This is a genomic window from Mesorhizobium sp. B2-3-7 (assembly GCF_006442695.1).
Lineage (GTDB): Bacteria > Pseudomonadota > Alphaproteobacteria > Rhizobiales > Rhizobiaceae > Mesorhizobium.
In genome coordinates this window covers 304034-323125 of the sequence record NZ_VFVV01000006.1, presented here as the reverse complement: position 1 = coordinate 323125, position 19092 = coordinate 304034, and the positions used below count along the sequence as shown (strand labels likewise).

Annotated in this window: 14 protein-coding genes; 9 read left to right on the top strand and 5 right to left on the bottom strand. The window is 64.4% G+C overall.

Annotated elements, in window-relative coordinates:
• Window positions 1–15: 15 nt before the first annotated feature.
• Window positions 16–279: a hypothetical protein gene (locus tag FJ940_RS14640; protein ID WP_140495629.1), complete on the bottom strand. Its 264-nt coding sequence runs from the start codon at window positions 277–279 to the stop codon at window positions 16–18.
• A 152-nt stretch (window positions 280–431) separates the two neighbouring features.
• Window positions 432–2921 carry a mechanosensitive ion channel family protein gene (locus FJ940_RS14635; RefSeq protein WP_140656978.1) on the bottom strand — a complete coding sequence of 830 codons (2490 nt, stop codon included), beginning with the start codon at window positions 2919–2921 and terminating at the stop codon, window positions 432–434.
• A 442-nt stretch (window positions 2922–3363) separates the two neighbouring features.
• Between FJ940_RS14635 and FJ940_RS14630 the strand changes: the two genes are divergently transcribed.
• From FJ940_RS14630 to FJ940_RS14610, 5 genes are all read left to right on the top strand, one after another.
• A complete protein-coding gene (locus FJ940_RS14630) occupies window positions 3364–4623 on the top strand; it encodes a sarcosine oxidase subunit beta (protein WP_140495627.1) in 1260 nt (419 codons plus the stop codon).
• A gap of 54 nt (window positions 4624–4677) precedes the next feature.
• Window positions 4678–4974 (top strand): sarcosine oxidase subunit delta, encoded by a 297-nt coding sequence (locus FJ940_RS14625; protein WP_140579829.1) that lies wholly within the window; start codon window positions 4678–4680, stop codon window positions 4972–4974.
• A complete protein-coding gene (locus FJ940_RS14620) occupies window positions 4971–7964 on the top strand; it encodes a sarcosine oxidase subunit alpha (protein ID WP_140656976.1) in 2994 nt (997 codons plus the stop codon). Before FJ940_RS14625 ends, FJ940_RS14620 begins: the two co-directional genes overlap by 4 nt.
• The gene (locus FJ940_RS14615) at window positions 7957–8544 is read left to right on the top strand and encodes a sarcosine oxidase subunit gamma (RefSeq protein ID WP_140495624.1); all 588 of its coding nucleotides are present in this window, start codon (window positions 7957–7959) and stop codon (window positions 8542–8544) included. The genes FJ940_RS14620 and FJ940_RS14615 overlap by 8 nt, the downstream gene beginning before the upstream one ends.
• 160 nt (window positions 8545–8704) lie before the next feature.
• Window positions 8705–10147, top strand: a complete 1443-nt coding sequence (locus FJ940_RS14610) for an MFS transporter (RefSeq protein ID WP_140631071.1) — start codon at window positions 8705–8707, stop codon at window positions 10145–10147.
• A gap of 24 nt (window positions 10148–10171) precedes the next feature.
• Here FJ940_RS14610 and FJ940_RS14605 read toward each other — a convergent pair whose 3' ends face one another.
• A complete protein-coding gene (locus FJ940_RS14605) occupies window positions 10172–10876 on the bottom strand; it encodes a nitroreductase (protein WP_181169597.1) in 705 nt (234 codons plus the stop codon).
• A gap of 224 nt (window positions 10877–11100) precedes the next feature.
• On the opposite strand from FJ940_RS14605, the gene FJ940_RS14600 reads away from it, so the two are divergent.
• From FJ940_RS14600 to FJ940_RS14585, 4 genes are read left to right on the top strand one after another with little or no spacing between them, the layout of a single operon-like run.
• Window positions 11101–11643 (top strand): XRE family transcriptional regulator, encoded by a 543-nt coding sequence (locus tag FJ940_RS14600; RefSeq protein ID WP_246671026.1) that lies wholly within the window; start codon window positions 11101–11103, stop codon window positions 11641–11643.
• 30 nt (window positions 11644–11673) lie between these two features.
• Window positions 11674–14127 (top strand): FAD-dependent oxidoreductase, encoded by a 2454-nt coding sequence (locus FJ940_RS14595; protein WP_140564170.1) that lies wholly within the window; start codon window positions 11674–11676, stop codon window positions 14125–14127.
• The gene (locus FJ940_RS14590) at window positions 14127–15308 is read left to right on the top strand and encodes a pyridoxal phosphate-dependent aminotransferase (RefSeq protein ID WP_140656972.1); all 1182 of its coding nucleotides are present in this window, start codon (window positions 14127–14129) and stop codon (window positions 15306–15308) included. The genes FJ940_RS14595 and FJ940_RS14590 overlap by 1 nt, the downstream gene beginning before the upstream one ends.
• A complete protein-coding gene (locus FJ940_RS14585; protein WP_140656970.1) occupies window positions 15305–17764 on the top strand; it encodes an FAD-dependent oxidoreductase in 2460 nt (819 codons plus the stop codon). The genes FJ940_RS14590 and FJ940_RS14585 overlap by 4 nt, the downstream gene beginning before the upstream one ends.
• Before the next feature lie 46 nt (window positions 17765–17810).
• On the opposite strand, the gene FJ940_RS14580 is transcribed toward FJ940_RS14585, so the two are convergent.
• Together FJ940_RS14580 and FJ940_RS14575 are read right to left on the bottom strand one after the other, a co-directional pair.
• Window positions 17811–18398: an NAD(P)H-dependent oxidoreductase gene (locus FJ940_RS14580; RefSeq protein ID WP_140656968.1), complete on the bottom strand. Its 588-nt coding sequence runs from the start codon at window positions 18396–18398 to the stop codon at window positions 17811–17813.
• On the bottom strand, window positions 18398–18979 hold the full coding sequence (locus tag FJ940_RS14575; protein WP_140656966.1) for an NAD(P)H-dependent oxidoreductase: 582 nt from the start codon (window positions 18977–18979) through the stop codon (window positions 18398–18400). Before FJ940_RS14575 ends, FJ940_RS14580 begins: the two co-directional genes overlap by 1 nt.
• Between the last annotated feature and the right edge of the window lie 113 nt (window positions 18980–19092).

Genomic DNA, 19092 nt, shown 5'->3' with positions numbered 1-19092 from the left:
AGATGTGGACAAAAATTACTTGATGCGGGCGATGCCGCCCGAGATCTCGACCGTTTCCGAGCCGGTCAGGGCTTCGAGATCGCCATTGGGCAAGGTGACGAAGCAGCCATTCGGGCAGAATTCCACGGTTTCGCCGGCGGCCAGCGCCAGGTCGGTCTTGCTGCCGCCTTCCGTCACGATCAGCGTGCGGGTCTCGGCGTCCTTGTTGACCGCGCTGGCGGAATGGGCCGACCCGCTCACGGCGAGCAAGGCGACGGCAGCGACGAGAGACTTCCACATGTGCAATATCGGTGTTCCCACCGCCTCTGTTGCATTTCGCAAGGCATTCTCGCCTTTGCATGGGAGCTTATATGAGATGGAAGCTGAACCGCAACTGAATGCCGCATTCATGCCGCAATTGGTTTGATGGCCTGAACCTTACGACCGCCGATCTAATCCGGATCAGGCTTCTTCGCCTTGCGTCCTGATCTGGAGAGACGTTTGGCCTCGGCCGCGGCTTCCGCCTTTGCTCGTTCCTGTTCGGCGAAATCGGCCTCGATCTTGTCGTCGTCGGTCGGCCAGGCCTTGACATGCTTGGGCTCGACGACCGCGCGTGGCGTCGAGGGTATCTCGATATGCTGATCGCTGAACGTCTCCAGCACGGTGAAGCGGATATCGTTCTGCACGATGTTGCCGTTCATCACATCGGCCAGGAACAGGCGGATCTCGAATTCCAGCGCGGCAGGCCCGAAATTGGAAAACAGCACGAAGGGTTCGGGGTTCTTCAGCACCAGCGGATGACCGCGGGCGATCTCGAGCAGGACGGCGTGCACCTGCTTGACGTCGCTGCCATAGGCGACGCCGACCTTGATGTCGATGCGGCCGAGCTTGTTGCGGTGCGTCCAGTTGCCGACGGCGTTGTTGATCAGGTTCGAATTGGGCAGGATCACCGACTGCCGCTGGAAGGTCTCGATCTCGGTGGCGCGCACGCTGATCTTCTTGACGGTGCCGCTGATGTCGCCGGCGACGATCCAGTCGCCGACCTTGAACGGCCGCTCGGCCAGCAGGATCAGGCCCGAGACGAAGTTCGACACCACGTTCTGAAGGCCAAAGCCGATGCCGAGGGAAAGCGCGCCGGCGACCAGCGCCAGGCTGGACAGGTCGATGCCCGCCGCCGAGATGCCGATCAGTGCCGCAAGTGCCACGCCGGCATAGCCGACGGCCAGCCGGATCGAGTTACGCACCCCCGTGTCGACCTTGCCGCGCGCCATCACCGAACCGTCGAGCCAGCCCTGGAACCAGCGCGTCAGGAAATAGCCGATGATGAAGACGACGATGCCCGACAGGATGCCGGTGACCGAAATCGTCACCGAACCGATATTAATCCCGGTCGCCAGTTTGTACGCCCAGGCCTGGATGTCGCCCAGTTGGAAGCCCCACATCAACAGGATCAGCGGCAGGAAGACCAGCACGATCATCACGTTGATGGCCACGCTGACCACAAGGCCGAGCTGGTCGAGCGCGGTGTCCTCGTAGCTGGAATTGACCGACAGCCAGCGCCCGACCGACGTATTGGCGAAGGCGCCCTCGTCGCCGATCGCCTGTGCCGACAGGAAGCCGATATAAGCGGTGACGAGCGCCGTGCCGGTGACCACCACCTGCAGCGACACGAACAGCGCAAGGCCGATATAGCCAAGCAAGGCGGCTATGATGGTGAAGAGCCCCAGAGCCAGCGCCAGGTAGCGCAGCCATGCCGGCCAAGGCCGCCAGCTGCCGTCACGGGCCTTGAACGGCCGCAGCATCGCCATCAGGATCAGGATGATGCCGACGACGATGGTGGCCACGAAACTGCGCGCGATCGTCAGCGACAGCGGCGATCCCATCTTGTCGTTGATGACGGACAGGAAGGTGTTGACGCTGATGACCACGGCCATGGCGGTAGTCAGGCGCACCAGCCAGCGCGCCGGGCCGGATTCGACCGGGATCAGGCGCCAGTTCGGCAGCCGTGGCTCGAGCGCCGCATTGGCCAGCCGATTGACGCAGAACACCACCCCGATGACGGTCGCCAGCGCGTTGAGGAAGAGGCCAATGTCGCCGCGCAAAACGTTGTAATAATTGAAAAAGAAAATCGTCGAGCCCAGGAAGGCGCCGACCGCCAGCGTCGGCAGCAATGTCGACCAGAAAGCCACCGACAGGCGGCTGAGATAGGACGGATCCTCATTGGACGGATCGGCTTCGAACACCCGTCCAAACAACCGCCTGCCGCCGACCAGAAGCACCAGGGCCAGCCCGAGCGCCACGAAGGTAGCCGCCAGAATGGCCTGGAACTTGAACCTGAAGGCGAAGCTCAGCCAGGACGAGACCGCCTTGTAGAAATTGCCGAACTCGTCGCGGGCGTCGGAAAAGACCTGTGGGCTCAGCGCATCCGACAGCACATAGCGCTTGGTCAGGAGATTGCGAAAAAGCGCGCTGCGCATGTTGCCGATCTTGTCGATCATCCCGCTGATGCGGATCGACAGCGTCTGCGCCTGCGCGATGACCGCGTTGATCTCGGCCTTTTCGGAGACCAGCGCCTGGCGCTCGGTGCTGACGATGTCGGGTTCCGGCGGCTGGCCTGCGGCGGGTGCCGGGCCAAGCTGCTCGAGCCGGCTGTTGATCTCGCTAAGGCGGGTGCGGAAGGCCAGCGCGCTGTTCAGCGATTGCCGCGACAGTTCCTCGAGCTGCAGGCGTATATCGACGAGAGTGGCATCGTCATCACCGTCCTGCTGGATCTTCTTGTCGAAATTGTCGGTCTTGGTCGTCAGGTCCTGAAGGATTTTCTGCTGGTCGGCGACCAGTCCGGCAGGCGCCTGGCCAAGCCCTTGCGCCGACGCATCGAACGAAAGCGGCGCCGAAACGACAAGCGCGAACATCAAGACGAGACGAAGCAATTTGAAAAACATGATTTGTTGGCGACTCAAGGCGGCAATGGCAATTGAATTTGCCTGTCCTTGATAAAGACGGCCATATCATGGGGCAAGCCGTCGCATCCGACCGCCAGGGCTCCGAACTCGGGGCAACAAAGACCTGACGACCGCCAGTCCCGTTGTGCCGGCAGCTTTATGATAGGAATTTTTTCTTGACTGGGTGAAGGCAGCTATGGTAGATATTCAGCCATGGTGCTGAGTTGCGCCAACGACCCGCCGCACAGGCGGGTTTTTTCGTTCAATGCTCCATCAACAGCGCGCCGGCGAAGGACCCCGTCACCCGGACTCGTCGCCTGATCCGACCGCACCTGCGCTGATCTGGAGCGTCGGCCAGTCGAAAGGCGATGGCGCAATATTGGCTTTGCGCGTGCGGCCTGCTCTATAGTCTGCCGCATCGCCCGAAACGGACATCATATCCATGGCAGAGTACTCGGCCCTTTCGCTGCTCGCGAACGCGCTCAAGGGAAACAAGGACTGGAAGCCGGCCTGGCGCAAGCCGGACCCGAAGGCATCCTACGACGTCATCATCATCGGTGGCGGCGGCCACGGGTTGTCGACCGCCTATTATCTCGCCAAGGAACACGGCATCACCAATGTCGCGGTGCTGGAAAAAGGCTGGCTCGGCTCCGGCAATGTCGGCCGCAACACCACCGCCGTGCGCTCCAACTATCTGCTGCCCGCCAACACCCGCTTCTACGAGCATTCGATGAAGCTGTGGGAGAACCTGTCGCACGATCTCAACTACAACGTCATGTTCTCGCAGCGCGGCTGCCTGAACCTAGCGCACACGCCGGCCCAGTTCGACGACTATGCACGGCGCGGCAACGCCATGCGCCATCTGGGCGTCGACGCCGAACTGATGACGCCGGCGCAAATCAAGCGCCTGATCCCCGCGCTCGATATTTCCAGTGATGCACGCTTCCCCGTGGTCGGCGGCCTGATGCAGCGGCGCGCCGGCACCGCCCGCCACGACGCCGTGGCCTGGGGCTATGCGCGCGGCGCCGACCGGCGCGGCGTCGACATCATCGAGAATTGCGAGGTCACCGGCTTCCTGCGCGACGGCGACCGCATCACCGGCGTCACCACATCACGCGGCGACATCCGCGCCAAGAAGGTGGCGGTCGCGGTGGCCGGCAGCACCGGCCGGGTGATGCAGCTCGCCGGCATCGAGACGATGCCGATCGAGAGCCATGTGCTGCAGGCCTTCGTCACCGAATCGCTGAAGCCCTTCATCGATACGGTCGTCACGTTCGGCATGGGCCATTTCTACATGTCGCAATCGGACAAGGGCGGCCTCGTCTACGGCGGCGACATCGACGGCTACAACAGCTACGCCCAGCGCGGCAACCTGCCCATCGTCGACGAGGTGATGAGCGAGATGCTGGCGCTGTTCCCGGGGCTTGCCCGCGTGCGCATGCTGCGCTCCTGGGGCGGCGTCTGCGACATGTCGATGGACGGCTCGCCCATCATCACCACCGGGCCCCTGCCCGGCATGTATCTCAACTGCGGCTGGTGCTATGGCGGCTTCAAGGCGACGCCCGCCTCCGGCTGGTGCTTTGCCTGGACCATCGCCAAGGACGAGCCGCATGACCTCAACGCCCCCTTCACGCTCGACCGCTTCCATCGCGGCCTGGTGATCGACGACAAGGGCCAGGGCGCCAATCCCAGACTGCACTGAACAATATCTCTCCAAGCAAGGCTTCACCGAGCAAGGCTGCACCAGGAATATCCGATGTTGATCACTTGTCCCTATTGCGGCCCGCGCGACGTCATCGAGTTCACCTACCAGGGTGACGGCAACCGCGAGCGTCCCGACCCCGCCTCGCAGAACTTCGAAGCCTGGAACGCCTATGTCTATGACCGGCTGAACCCGGCCGGAGACCACAACGAGATCTGGCAGCATTCCGGCGGCTGCCGCGCGCATCTCAGGGTCGTGCGCAACACGCTGACGCATGAGATTTCCAGCGTCGCCTTCGCACGCGGCGACCACGGCTCGGTCGCGCGGCGCAAGGCGGAGGGCAGATCGTGAGCCCGCGCCGGACCGAGACCGGCGGCCGCATCGACCGGCTGAAGACCATCCGCTTCACCTTTGATGGCACGCCCTACACCGGCCATGCCGGTGATACGCTGGCTTCGGCGCTGCTGGCCAACGGCGTCACGCTTTACGGGCGCTCGTTCAAATACCACCGCCCGCGCGGCCTCCTGACAGCAGGCGTGGAAGAGCCGAACGCACTGGTGACGGTGCTGAAGGGCGAGGTCCGCGAGCCCAACGTCGCGGCGACCATGGTCGAGCTTCATGACGGGCTGGTCGCCGTCAGCCAGAACCGTTTTCCGTCGCTGGCCTGGGACGTCAGCGCCGTCAACCAGCTCGGCGGCAAGCTCCTATCGGCCGGCTTCTACTACAAGACCTTCATGGGTCCGGTGATCGGTCCGCTGAAGGGCACGCGCTTCTGGATGTTCTGCGAGCATTTCATCCGCCGCGCCGCCGGCCTCGGCCGTGCCGGTTCCGCCGCCGACCCGGCGCGCTATGAGCGCATGAACGCCTTTTGCGACGTGCTGGTGGTCGGCTCCGGCCCTGCCGGGCTGACGGCCGCCAAGGCCGCTGCTGATCAGGGCGCGCGCGTCATGCTTGCCGAACTCGATCCGCGTTTCGGCGGCTCTGCCAACTGGTCGAACGAGACGATCGATGACCTGCCGGCGGCCGACTGGGCCAGGCGAACCGTGGCCCAGCTCGAGGGTTACGACAATGTCCGGCTTCTGCCGCGCACCACGGTCTGGGGCTACTACGACAGCAATACGCTTGCCGCCCTTGAACGGGTCACCGATCACAAGGAGACACACGGCAAGGGCGAACCGCGCCATCGCTACTGGGCGATCCGCGCACGGTCGGTTGTGCTGGCCACCGGCGCTTTCGAACGGCCGCTTGTATTCCCCGGCAATGACCGCCCGGGCGTGATGCTGGCGCATGCCGCGGAACGCTACGCCAACGAATTCGGCGTGCTGGCGGGGCAGACGGTCGCGCTGTTCACCAACAATGACAGCGCCTATCGCTGCGCCCTGGCGCTGAAGAAGGCCGGCGCAAGGATTGCCGCGATTGTCGATGTCCGCCCCGAGCTTTCTGGCGAAATGCGCAAGCTGGCCGAGGAGACCGAAGCCGAGATCTTTCCCGGCCATGCCGTGATCGCCACTGAGGGCGGCAAGGCGCTCTCCGGCGTCAAGCTGCAGCGCTTCGACATGACCAACGGCACGCTCACCGGCGATTCTCGCAGCATCCATGCCGACTGCCTCTTGATGTCGGGCGGCTGGTCGCCAACCATCCATCTGGCCAGCCAGGCCGGCGCCAAGGCGCAGTGGAATGCCGCCCGACAAGCCTTCCTGCCGCCGAAGCCGACGCAGAACTGGATTGGCGCCGGCGCCTTCACCGGCAGCTTTTCCACGGCCGAAGCAATGATCGAGGGCCGCGCCGCGGGCCTTGCCGCGGCAGGCGCGCAAGCCACGCCGGCCGCACTGCCCCCGGTCGAAGCCGTAGCTTGCGATCCCGATCCGGCGCCGGTGTTCGAGATCAGGGCCAGCGGCAAGAGCTTCGTCGACTTCCAGCACGACGTGACGTCGGAGGACGTGCGGCTGGCGCACCGCGAAGGCTTCGTGTCGGTCGAGCATCTGAAACGCTACACCACGCTCGGCATGGCGACCGACCAGGGCAAGAATTCCAACGTCCCCGGCCTGGCCATCATGGCCGAGGCGCTGGGCAAGCCGATCCCGGAAGTCGGCACGACACGCTTCCGGGCGCCTTTTGCACCGGTTTCGATCGGATCACTGGCGGCGGAGCGCTTCGGCGACCTCAAGCCCGAACGGCTGACGCCGATGCATGACTGGCATGTCGCCAATGGCGCAACCATGTATTCCGCCGGCCTGTGGTACCGGCCGATGATCTACGGCCTTGCCGGCGAAACGGTCGAGCAGGCCTATGTGCGCGAGGCCAGGGCGACGCGCGAAAGCGCCGGCATCGTCGATGTCTCGACGCTGGGCAAGATCGCGGTGCAAGGTCCGGACGCGGCCGAATTCCTCGACCGTGTCTACACCAACATGTTTTCCACGTTGGCCGTGGGCAAGGCGCGCTACGGACTGATGCTGCGCGAGGACGGGCTGGCCTTCGACGACGGCACCACATGGCGGCTCGGCGAACAGGATTTCCTGATGACCACCACCACGGCCAATGCCGGCAAGGTGATGCAGCATCTGGAATATTTTCTCGATGTGGTCTGGCCGGAGCTCAAGGTTCATGTCACCTCCGTGACCGACCAGTGGGCGGGCGCTGCGATCGGCGGGCCGAAAGCCAGGCAGATCCTGGCCGGCTGCGTCGCCGGCACCGCTGTCGACAATGCGGCGCTGCCGTTCATGGGCATCGTGCATGGCCAGATCGCTGGCGTGCCGGTGATGATCTGCCGGCTGTCCTTCTCCGGCGAAATGGCGTTCGAGGTCTATTGCGGCGCCGACCATGGCACCCATGTCTGGGAAACGCTTGTCGAGGCCGGCAAGCCGTTCGGCCTGGCAACCTACGGACTGGAAGCGCTGGGCACGATGCGCATCGAGAAAGGCCATGTGACGGGCGCCGAGATCGACGGCCGCACCACGGCGCGCGACCTGCATCTCGACTGGATGCTGTCGAAGAAGAAGCCGTTTATCGGCTCGGCGATGATGGACCGCGAGGGCCTCATCTCGCCCGACCGGCTGGAACTTGTCGGCCTGGTCTCGCTCGACAACAGGCCGCTCAACGGCGGCGCGCATATCGTCGAGGAGCTTGACGAGTCCAACCCGCACGGCTCCATCGGCCACATCACGGCCTGCTGCTATTCGCCGGCGCTCGGCAAGCACATCGCGCTGGCGCTGATCAAAGGCGGCAAGGCCAGGCACGGCTCGCGCGCCCATGTCTCCGATCCGCTGCGCAACCGGTTCGGACCGGTCGAGATCGTTTCCAACCACTTCTACGATCCGGACGGGAGCCGCATGCATGGTTGAGCGCCTTTCACCGCTGGAACCGGAATTCCATGTCGGCTCGCACGGCAATTTCGAACATGGTGTCGAGGTCATCCTGACCGAGACGAGACCGGGCTCGATCGTGCAGCTCGCCGCCTGGCCGGGCGAAGAGAAGAAACTGATATCAGGCATCCGCGCCGTCGCCGGGCTTACGTTGCCCGACGGTGCCGGCGGTGGCGCCACCAATGGCGCCAAATCGGCATTCGGTTTCGCACCGGGAAAGTTCACCGTAGCCGACGAAGCCGAGGGGCTGGCCGCGGCTTTCGCGGGCGTGGTGACCCCCGCCATCGGCACGGTGACCGATCTTTCGCATGGCCGCAGCGTGATCCGCATCGCCGGACCGAAGGCCGAATGGGTGCTGGCGAAGTTCTTCGCCATCGATTTCGCGCTGCCGGCCTTCCCGCTCGGCGCCGGCCGCTCGACCACCCATCACGATGTCTTCGCCCAGGTCCAGCGCACCGGCGGCGACCAGTTCGACATCTACGTCTTCCGTTCTTTCGCGCGCTCCTTCTGGAAGGCGCTGTGTCACGCCAGCGAGGAAGTCGGCTACGAGGTACAGTAGGCTCGGGGTCGACGAATTCTGGCATCAAGGCCGGCCGGCTCTGACGCTACAGCAATGCGCCGGCGGCCGTCATACTGGCATGACATGGCCGTCAAGCCGGTCCGAAGGGTAACAAAACCCGTCTCCAGAATCCGCGCATCCGTTTGGTTCGAATATCTCCATGACCGCAGAAATATCCGCCGGCGCCACCGATCGCGCCGATGTGCCAGCCAGAGCCCTGCTCCTGCTGCCGCTGACGGTCGCCTGCGGCGTGTTCATGACCAGTCTCGACCAGAATGTCGTGGTGACGGCGCTGCCCGGCATCAGCGAAAGCCTTGGCCGTCCACCGAGCCAGCTTGGCCTGCTGATCACGGTCTACGTCGCCAGCCTGATCATCTCGATGCCGCTCGGCGGCTGGGCCGCCGACCGCTTCGGCCTGCGCAACGTCTATTGCTTTGCGCTGCTGGTATTCGCCGCCTCGTCGGCGCTGTGCGGCCTATCGAACAATATCTGGACGCTGGTCGGCGCCCGCGCGCTGCAGGGCTTCGGCGGCGCACTGATGGGCACGCTCGGCCAGGTCGTCATCCTGTCGACCTTCCCTCGAAGCCGGACGCTGAAGATCAACATGTATATCTCGCTGGCCGGCCAGTCCGGGCCGCTGGTCGGTCCGCTCGTCGGCGGCGCGCTGACCACTTACATTTCCTGGCGCTGGATCTTCTTCATCAACGTGCCCTTCGCGCTGGCCGCGGCTGTCCTTGCCGCCTCGCTGTTTCCGACGGTGACCAAACCCGTGCGCACGCCGTTCGATTTCCCGGGCTTCCTGCTGGTCGGCAGCGGCATGGTCCTGCTTGTCTTCGGCATGGATTCGCTGGCGGCGAAAGATGCGGCCGCCGGCGTGATCGCGGCCGAGCTTGTCCTGGCGCTGGTCATCCTGACGGTCGCCTCGTTCTATTGCCTGCGCGTGCGCAATCCCCTGCTCGACCTCAAGCTCCTGCGCATCCGCACCTTCCGCATCTCCTTCCTCACCGGCGGCGGTCTGGACACGATCGGCCTCAGCTCCGTCGTCTTCCTGCTGCCGCTGATGTTCCAGCTCGGCTTCGGCATGAGCGCGGTACAGGCGGGGTCGCTGACCTTCGTCGCCGCGGTCGGGTCGGTGGTCATGCGTGTCTTCATGCCTCGCCTGCTCAACCGCTTCGGTTTCCGCCGCGTGCTGGTTTTCAACACGCCCGTCGTCGCGGCCATGGTTGCGGGCTTTGCCCTGATGCAGGCGACCACACCGGTGTGGATCGTGCTTGCCTACATCTTCATCTTCGGCGTCTTCCGCTCCGCGCAATGGGCGTCGACCGGCAACCTTGCCTATTCCGACATCGCGCCCGAGCAGCTCGCCCGCTTCAGCGCGCTCTATTACATATTGTGGCAACTGGCGGTGGCGATCAGCGTCGGCCTCGCCGCCGCTGCACTATCGTTTCTAGCCGGCGGCGGCCCGGCCGTCGCCAATCACTTCCGGATACTGTTCGTGATCGAGGGTGTCATCACGCTGTGCGCGCTATCAGCCTATCTCAAGCTGACGCCGCAGGATGGCGCCCATGTCAGCGGCCATGGCGCCCAGATGAACACGGAGTAGCGGATGTCGCAGCGCAGCAGCGGCCTACTCGCTGAACGTCACCCATTCCTCCAGCGGCACGCGGTCGGTTCGGAAGGCGTTTTCGGGCTTCGACGTATCTTCATAACCGAGCGCCATGCCGCAGACGACGATCTCCTCGTCGGGAATGCCGAGCACCGGCCTGATCTGCCGGTGATAGGGCGCGAACGCCGCCTGCGGACAGGTGTGCAAGCCCCTGCCCCGCGCGGCAACCATGATGTTCTGCAGGAACATGCCGTAGTCGATCCAGGAACCCTGGTTAAGCCGGCGGTCGATGGTGAAGATCATGCCGACCGGCGCGTCGAAGAAGACGAAGTTGCGGTCGTGCTGGGCACGCATCTTGTCGACCTCGCGGCGACCGATGCCGAGCGCGCCGTAGAGCCCGAAACCGTTGGCGCGGCGGCGGGTCAGGTAGGGTTCGAAGAACTGCGTGGGATAATAGCGATATTCGTCCCAGTCGGCCTTTTCAGCACGGATGCCGGAATTCAGGATGGCATCCGATATCCGCTGCTTGGTGTCGCCCTTGGTGACATAGACCCGCCATGGCTGCATATTGGTGCCGGAAGGGGCGCGTGCCGCGACCGCCAGTATGTCGCGGATCGTATTGTCGTCGACCATGTCAGGCAGAAAAGCGCGCACCGACCGGCGCGATACGATCGCGTCGTCGACGATCTCGGCATCGGCCGTGATTCGAGCCTTCTTTTCAAGCATGGGCCGTCCCTTACCCTGTGTCCCGATCGGACGTCCCCATTCGCCGTTCGCGGCCGAGCCTTTGCATGAACCGCCAAAATCGCGCAAGCAATTCTTGTGCACCTGTGAAAATCCGCTTGATTTTTTCACCGCACCGGCATCTCATGAAATTTAATCGGATTTTTTCACGAGGACGCGGTTTGCCTCCAGCTACAGCGAAAGCATTGCAGGGAAATTACGAGCGATTGCTGGCCAGCGACATCAGGGCGTTGCGCAAGGCGCGTGGGCTGACGCTCGCCGAGATCGCCCTGAAACTCGGCCGGTCGGTCGGCTGGGTCAGCCAGGTCGAACGCGGCCTGTCGACACCGTCGCTCAGTGATCTCAGGGCCTTTGGCGAACTGTTCGGCGTACCGGTCAGCCTGTTCTTCGGCCACGACGTTCCCATTGAAAGCGAGCGCGGCGCGGTCGTGCGGGCCGGCAGCCGCCGCACCCTTGGCACAAGCGAATCCGACCTCATGGAGGAGCTTCTGTCGCCTGATCTCGGCGGTAGCTTCGAGATGCTGCGTTCCGTCTTCGCGCCGGGCGCTGAGCTCAAGAGCGAGGCGCGCCGGCCAACCGAAGAGGCTGGATATGTCGTGTCGGGGACGTTCGACATCGAAATATCGGGGACATGGCACCGGCTCGGCGAAGGCGATTCCTTTCGCTTCGAGGGCAAGCCATTCCGCTGGCGCAATCCGGGAATGGAGCCGGCGGTCGTCATCTGGGTGGTTTCGCCGCCAGTTTATTGAATGAAATTGGACCAAGGGTTGGAGAAGAACATGGCCGGTTTGCCGAGCACGGCACGCGTGGTGATCATCGGAGGCGGTGTCGTCGGCGCCTCCTCGCTCTACCATCTCGCCAAGGCGGGCTGGACCGACTGCGTTCTCCTTGAAAAGAATGAACTCACCTCCGGCTCGACCTGGCATGCCGCCGGTAACGTGCCGACCTTCTCCTCGTCCTGGTCGCTGATGAACATGCAGCGCTATTCGACCGAGCTCTATCGCGGGCTGGCCGAGGCCGTCGACTATCCGATGAACTACCATGTCACCGGCTCCCTGCGGCTTGCCCACACGCAAGAGCGCATGCAGGAGTTCCAGCGCGCCAAGGGCATGGGCCGCTACCAGGGCATGGACATCGATATCGTCGGCACGGACGAGATCAAGCGCCGCTATCCCTTCATCGAGACGCATGAGCTGGAAGGCGCCCTCTACGACCCGAGCGACGGCGACATAGACCCGGCGCAGCTGACCCAGGCGCTGGCCAAGGGCGCGCGCGACATGGGTGCCCGGATCATACGCTTCTGCCCGGTGACAGGCGTGCGCCGCGAAAGGGACGAATGGGTGGTCGTGACGCCGCAAGGCGAGATCCGCTGCGAGATCGTCGTCAACGCCGCCGGCTACCGTGCCGCCGAAGTTGGAAAAATGTTCGGCCGCGAGGTGCCGATGATGGTGATGAGCCATCAGTACATATTGTTCGAGGAGATCCCCGAGCTCGCCGCATGGTCGAAGGAACAGGGCAGGAAGCTGCCGCTGCTGCGTGACGTCGACACTTCCTACTATCTGCGCCAGGAAAAGAACGGCATGAATCTCGGCCCCTATGAGCGCAATTGCCGCGCGCATTGGGCGGGTCACAACGATCCGATGCCGGAGGATTTTTCCTTCCAGCTTTTCCCCGACGATCTCGACCGGCTGGAACATTATCTGGCAGACGCCGTCGCCCGCGTGCCGATCCTGGGCACCGCCGGCCTGTCCAAGGTCATCAACGGCCCGATCCCCTATGCGCCGGACGGCAATCCGCTGATCGGGCCGATGCCGGGCGTCCCCAATGCGTTCGAGGCCTGCGTCTTCACCTTCGGCATCGCGCAAGGCGGCGGTGCAGGCAAGGTGTTGGCCGAATGGGTCACGCAAGGCCAGACCGAATGGGACATGTGGTCTTGCGACCCGCGCCGCTTCACGTCCTTCGCTTCGGCTCCGGATTACTGCGTTGCCAAAGGCATGGAGATCTACGGCAACGAATACGCCATCCAGTTTCCGCGCCATGCCTGGCCGGCGGGACGCGACAGGAAATTGTCGCCGATCCATGATCGCATGAAGGCGTTCGGCGCGCGCTTCGACGCCTATAATGGCTGGGAGCGCGCCACCTGGTATGCGCAGGATGGCGACGACGTCTCGGAGGAAGCAACGCTCACCTTCCGCCGCGACGGGCCGTGGCAGCACCGCGTGCGCGAGGAATGCCTGGCCGTCCGCGACGCCGCCGGCATCCTCGACCTGCCGGGTTTTTCGCGCTTCAACCTCGAAGGTCCGGGCGCCGCCGAATGGCTTAGCCGGCAAGTGACCGGCCTCGTGCCGAAGCCCGGCCGCATCGGTCTCGTCTATTTCTCCGACGACAAGGGCCGCATCGTCACCGAAATGTCGGTGGTGCGCCACGGCGAGGAATCCATGACGCTGATCACCGCGGCGGTGGCGCAATGGCATGATTTCGAATGGCTGAAATCGCACATGCCCGTGGACGCGACTTTCAAGCTGATCGACCGGACCGAGGAATTCTCCACCCAAATCCTGGCCGGACCCAAGTCGCGGGAAATCCTCGCCGCCGTCTGTGAGGCCGACCTGACCTTGCCGTGGCTCACGCATCAGGAAACCAAGATCGCCGGGCGCTGGGCGAAGCTGGTCCGCGTCTCCTTCGCCGGCGAACTCGGCTGGGAAATCCACACCAGGGTCGACGACACCGCCGCCGTTTTCGACACCATCTGCGCGGCGGGACAGCCGCACGGCCTGAAACCATTCGGCATGTACGCGCTGGATTCGTTGCGGCTTGAAAAGGGCTATCGCACCTGGAAAGGCGACCTCTCGACCGACTACTCGATCCTGCAAGGCGGGCTCGAGCGGTTCGTCAAATGGGACAAGCCCGAGTTCCGCGGCAAGGCGGCGCTCCAGAACGAGAAGCAGCAGGGCGTCAGGAAGCGCTTCGTCACGCTGGTGGTCGAAAACCCCGGCGATTGCGACGCCCCCTACATGTCGACGCTGTGGCATGACGGCCAGATCGTCGGCGAGACGACGTCGGGCGGCTGGGGCCATCGCGTCGGCAAGTCGATCGCGCTCGGCATGCTGCGTGCCGATCTGGCGGAGCCCGGCACCGCCGTGGAGATCGAGATCTTCGGCGACCGTTTCAAGGCGGTCGTGCAGAACGATGAGCCTTTGTGGGATCCGAAAAACGAAAGGTTGAGAGCCTGATGCCAAAACCATCATCGCGCATTTCAGGCATCGTGCCGTCGGGCAAGGATGGCTGGGAAGTCCATTTCGCCGCGTGGGCCCGCAAGGAAGCCGGCGAGGACATCATCATGCTGTCGGTCGGCGATCACGATTTCGACACACCTTCCGAAACGATCGAGGCCTGCGTGACCGCGGTTCGCGGCAGCAATCACCACTATACCCCTTTGCCCGGCCTGCCGCGCCTGCGCAAGGCGATGGCGGCGGCCTCGGTCGCCTGCACGGGCGTCGGGACGACGCCGGACCAGGTCATCGCCACGCCGGGCGGCCAGGCGGCGCTCTACGCCGCCGTGCAGGCCGTGCTCGACCCGGGCGACCACGCCATCGTGGTCGCGCCATACTACGCGACCTACCCCAACACCTTCAGCGCCGCGGGCGCGACCTTCACGGTTGTCGAGACGCCGGCCGAGGACGGTTTCCAGCCCCGCGCCGACATGATCCGCGCGGCACTTCGGCCGAACACACGCGCCATCCTGATCAACACGCCGAACAACCCGACCGGAGCCGTCTATTCGCGCGAACGGCTGGAACAGCTGGCCGAGGTCTGCCGCGAGCACGATTTGTGGCTGCTGTCCGACGAAGTCTATTGGACGCTCGGCGGTGGCGAGCACATCTCGCCGCGTTCCCTGCCCGGCATGGCCGAGCGCACGCTGGTCATCAATTCCATGTCCAAGAGCCACGGCATGACCGGTTGGCGCATGGGCTGGCTGACCGGCCCCAGCGAGATGATCTCGCTGCTGACCAACCTCAATCTGGTGACGACCTACGGCCTCCCGGCCTTCATCTCGATCGCTTGCACCGAGGCGCTGGAGAAGGGTTATGGCGTGAAGGAAATCGCCGAACGCTATGCGGCGCGACGCGCCGTCCTGCTCGACGCCGTGCGCGGCATGAACGATGTCGGCGTGCGCGGCTCCGAAGGCGGCATGTATGTCATGCTCGACATATCGGCCGTCGAATCCGACGACGAGAAATTCGCCTTCGCCTTCCTCGACAACGAGAAGGTCGGCGTCATGCCCGGCTCCAGTTTCGGCGAGGCCGCGGCCGGACATATCCGCGTCAGCCTGTGCCAGCCGGAACCCGTCTTGCGGGAAGCAGCGCTCCGGCTGCGCCGCTTTGTCTCCAGCTACCGCCGCGAGGCCGCATGAACACCCCTTCCCCCAGAACCATTCCCGCCAAGGCAAGAGCCGTCATCATCGGCGGCGGCGTTTCGGGCTGCTCGGTCGCCTATCACCTGGCCAAGCTCGGCTGGACCGACATCGTCCTTCTGGAGCGCAAGCAGCTGACCTCGGGCACGACATGGCATGCCGCCGGCCTGATCGGCCAGTTGCGCGGCTCGCAGAACATGACGCGGCTGGCGAAATATTCGGCCGACCTCTACGTCAAGCTGGAAGCCGAGACCGAGGTCGGCACCGGCATGCGCCAAGTCGGCTCGATCACCGTCGCGCTGACCGAGGAGCGCAAGCACGAGATCTACCGTCAGGCGTCACTCGCCCGCGCCTTCGATGTCGACGTGCGCGAGATTTCGCCCAGGGAAGTCAAGGAGATGTACCCGCATCTCAACGTGTCCGACGTCGTCGGCGCCGTGCATCTGCCGCTTGATGGCCAGTGCGACCCCGCCAACATCGCCATGGCGCTGGCGAAGGGCGCGCGCCAACGCGGCGCCACCATCGTTGAAAATGTGAAGGTCACCAAGGTCCACACCAAGGCAGGCCGCGTCACCGGCGTGTCCTGGGCGCAGGGTGAAGAGCAAGGCACGATCGAGACCGACATCGTCGTCAACTGCGCCGGCATGTGGGCGCGCGAACTGGGCGCCCAGAACGGCGTCACCATCCCGCTGCACGCCTGCGAGCATTTTTACCTCGTTACCGAGCCGATCCCGGGGCTGAGCCGCCTGCCGGTGCTGCGCGTGCCCGACGAGTGCGCCTATTACAAGGAAGATGCCGGCAAGATGATGCTCGGCGCCTTCGAGCCAGTGGCCAAGCCGTGGGGCATGGATGGCATCCGTGAGGATTTCTGCTTCGACCAGTTGCCCGAGGACATGGACCATTTCGAGCCGATCCTGGAAATGGGCGTCAACCGCATGCCGATGCTGGCCACCGCCGGCATCCATACTTTCTTCAACGGCCCCGAAAGTTTTACGCCCGACGACCGCTACTATCTCGGCGAGGCGCCGGAACTGCGTGGCTACTGGATGGCGACTGGCTACAATTCGATCGGCATCGTCTCGTCAGGCGGCGCCGGCATGGCGCTGGCACAGTGGATCAACGACGGCGAGGCACCGTTCGACCTGTGGGAAGTCGACATCCGCCGCGCCCAGCCTTTCCAGAAGAACCGCCGTTACCTCAAGGAGCGCGTCTCCGAAACGCTCGGCCTGCTCTATGCCGACCATTTCCCCTATCGCCAGATGGCGACGTCGCGCGGCGTGCGCCGTTCAGCCCTGCATGAGCATCTGAAGGCGCGCGGCGCCGTGTTCGGCGAGGTCGCCGGCTGGGAGCGCGCCAACTGGTTCGCGCGCGAGGGACAGGAGCGCGAGTACCGCTATTCCTGGAAGCGGCAGAACTGGTTCGACAACCAGCGCGAGGAGCACCTCGCCGTCCGCAACAAGGTCGGCCTGTTCGACATGACCTCGTTCGGCAAGATCCGCGTCGAAGGCCGCGACGCCTGCGCCTTCCTGCAAAAACTCTGCGCCAACAACATAGACGTGGCGCCGGGCAAGATCGTCTATACGCAGATGCTCAACCGGCGCGGCGGCATCGAGAGCGATCTCACGGTGTCGCGCCTGTCGGACACCGCCTATTTCCTCGTCGTGCCCGGCGCCACGCTGCAGCGCGACCTTGCCTGGCTGCGCAAGCACGTGACAGATGAGTTCGTCGTCATCACCGATGTAACCGCAGCCGAAAGCGTTCTCTGCCTGATGGGCCCGGATGCGCGAAAGCTGATCCAGAAGGTCAGCCCCAACGACTTCTCCGACGAGAACAATCCGTTCGGCACGTTCCAGGAGATCGAGATCGGCATGGGCCTCGCCCGCGCCCACCGTGTCACCTATGTCGGCGAACTCGGCTGGGAGCTCTATGTCTCGACCGACCAGGCGGCCCACGTCTTCGAGGCGATCGACGCGGCCGGCGCCGATGTCGGCCTCAAGCTGTGCGGGCTGCATGCGCTCGATTCCTGCCGCATCGAAAAGGCTTTCCGCCATTTCGGTCACGACATCACCGACGAGGACAATGTGCTGGAAGCCGGCCTCGGCTTCGCGGTGAAGACGGCCAAGGGCGATTTCATCGGCCGCGACGCGGTGTTGAAGAAGAAGGAAGCCGGGTTGAGCCGCCGGCTGATCCAGTTCCGGCTGAAGGACCCGCAGCCGCTTCTCTTCCACAACGAGGCGATCCTGCGCGACGGCAAGATCGTCGGTCCGATCACCTCAGGCAATTACGGCCACCATCTCGGCGGCGCGATCGGGCTGGGCTATGTGCCCTGCCAGGGCGAGACCGAGGCGGATGTGCTGGCCTCGTCCTATGAGATCGAGATCGCCGGCGAGCGGTTTGCGGCGGAGGCATCGCTGAAGCCGATGTATGATCCGAAGGCGGAACGGGTGAAGATGTAGCGCGGTTTTCCCTTCTCCCCTTGTGGGAGAAGGGAAAAACGCCCCCTCAAAACCGCTCCAGCTTCGCCCGCACCTTCGCCAGAAACGCGGCTCTCGTCTTCGGCGTCGAGGCGTCCATCAGATAGTGCGCCAGGAAGAAGGTCCGGCAGCGCGTGGCGCACAGCGCGCGCATGCCGCGCAGCAAGGTCTTGCGCCCGGGCTGGCCGACGACGACGCTCCACCATGTCGGCGCGCCGCAGGTGGTAATGACGCCAACCTTGGTCACATGCCGCATCAGCGACTTGATCCGCCCCTTGCCGGCCGGCAGCTTGAAGGCGACGTCCGTCGCCCACACCCGGTCGAGCCAACCCTTCAGCATCGCCGGCAGCCCGTACCACCAGGTCGGATAGACGAAGAGGATCGCCTCGGCCCAGTTGAGCAGCTCGAAATGCGGCTTCAGCGCAAGGTCCTGCGGCGCCTGGTTGTTGTAGAAACGCCGTTCCTCGCAGCTCATCACCGGATCGAACTTCTCGGCGTAGAGGTCGAGCAGCCGCACCTCCCAGCCCTTTCGCATCAGCACCTCCACGGCGGTGTCGCGGATAGCGGCGCAAAAACTCTCCGGCACCGGATGGCAATAAACCACCAGCGCGCGCATCAGAATCTGTCCATGCTGGCCGTGACCTTGGCCAAGAACGCCTTGCGCGTCTCGTCGCTCGAAATGTTCATCGAATAATGCGCCAGATAGGAAACCGAAGCGCCCGGCTTTACCGTGGCGCGCAGTACGCGCTTGACCAGTTTGCGCGGCGGGTCCCCCATCAGCATGGCGCGGAACCGGGTGCCGCCATAGGTGGTGACCGCCGCGATCTTCCTGATGTTGTGCAGCGACGGCTGCGCCTTGCCGTCGACCAGCTTGAACGACACGCCGGGCAGGAAGACGCGGTCGAAGAACCCTTTCAGGATTGCCGGAAAGCCGTAGTTCCAGACCGGATAGGAAAGCACCAGCGCATCGGCGCGCAGCAGGCGTTCGACATACGGCGCCGCAGGGTCGGCGGAGCCGCGCGGATTGTGGTAGTCCAGCCGCTCCTGGCGAGAGAGCCGCGGATCGAAATCCTCTGCATAGAGGTCGCAGTCGTCAATCGCATGGCCGGCAGCCGTCAGTCGCTCGACGATCGTCCGGTGCAGGCCGGCATTGAAGCTGGTTTCGACCGGATGGGCGTGGACGACGAGGATGTTCATGGCGAAGCATTGCCTGGGTCAGCGCGAGGCACCCACCTCTGCCCTGCCGGGCATCTCCCCCGCAAGGGGGGAGATCGGATTATCTCCCTGCTTTCGCCAATTGTCAGCGCGGC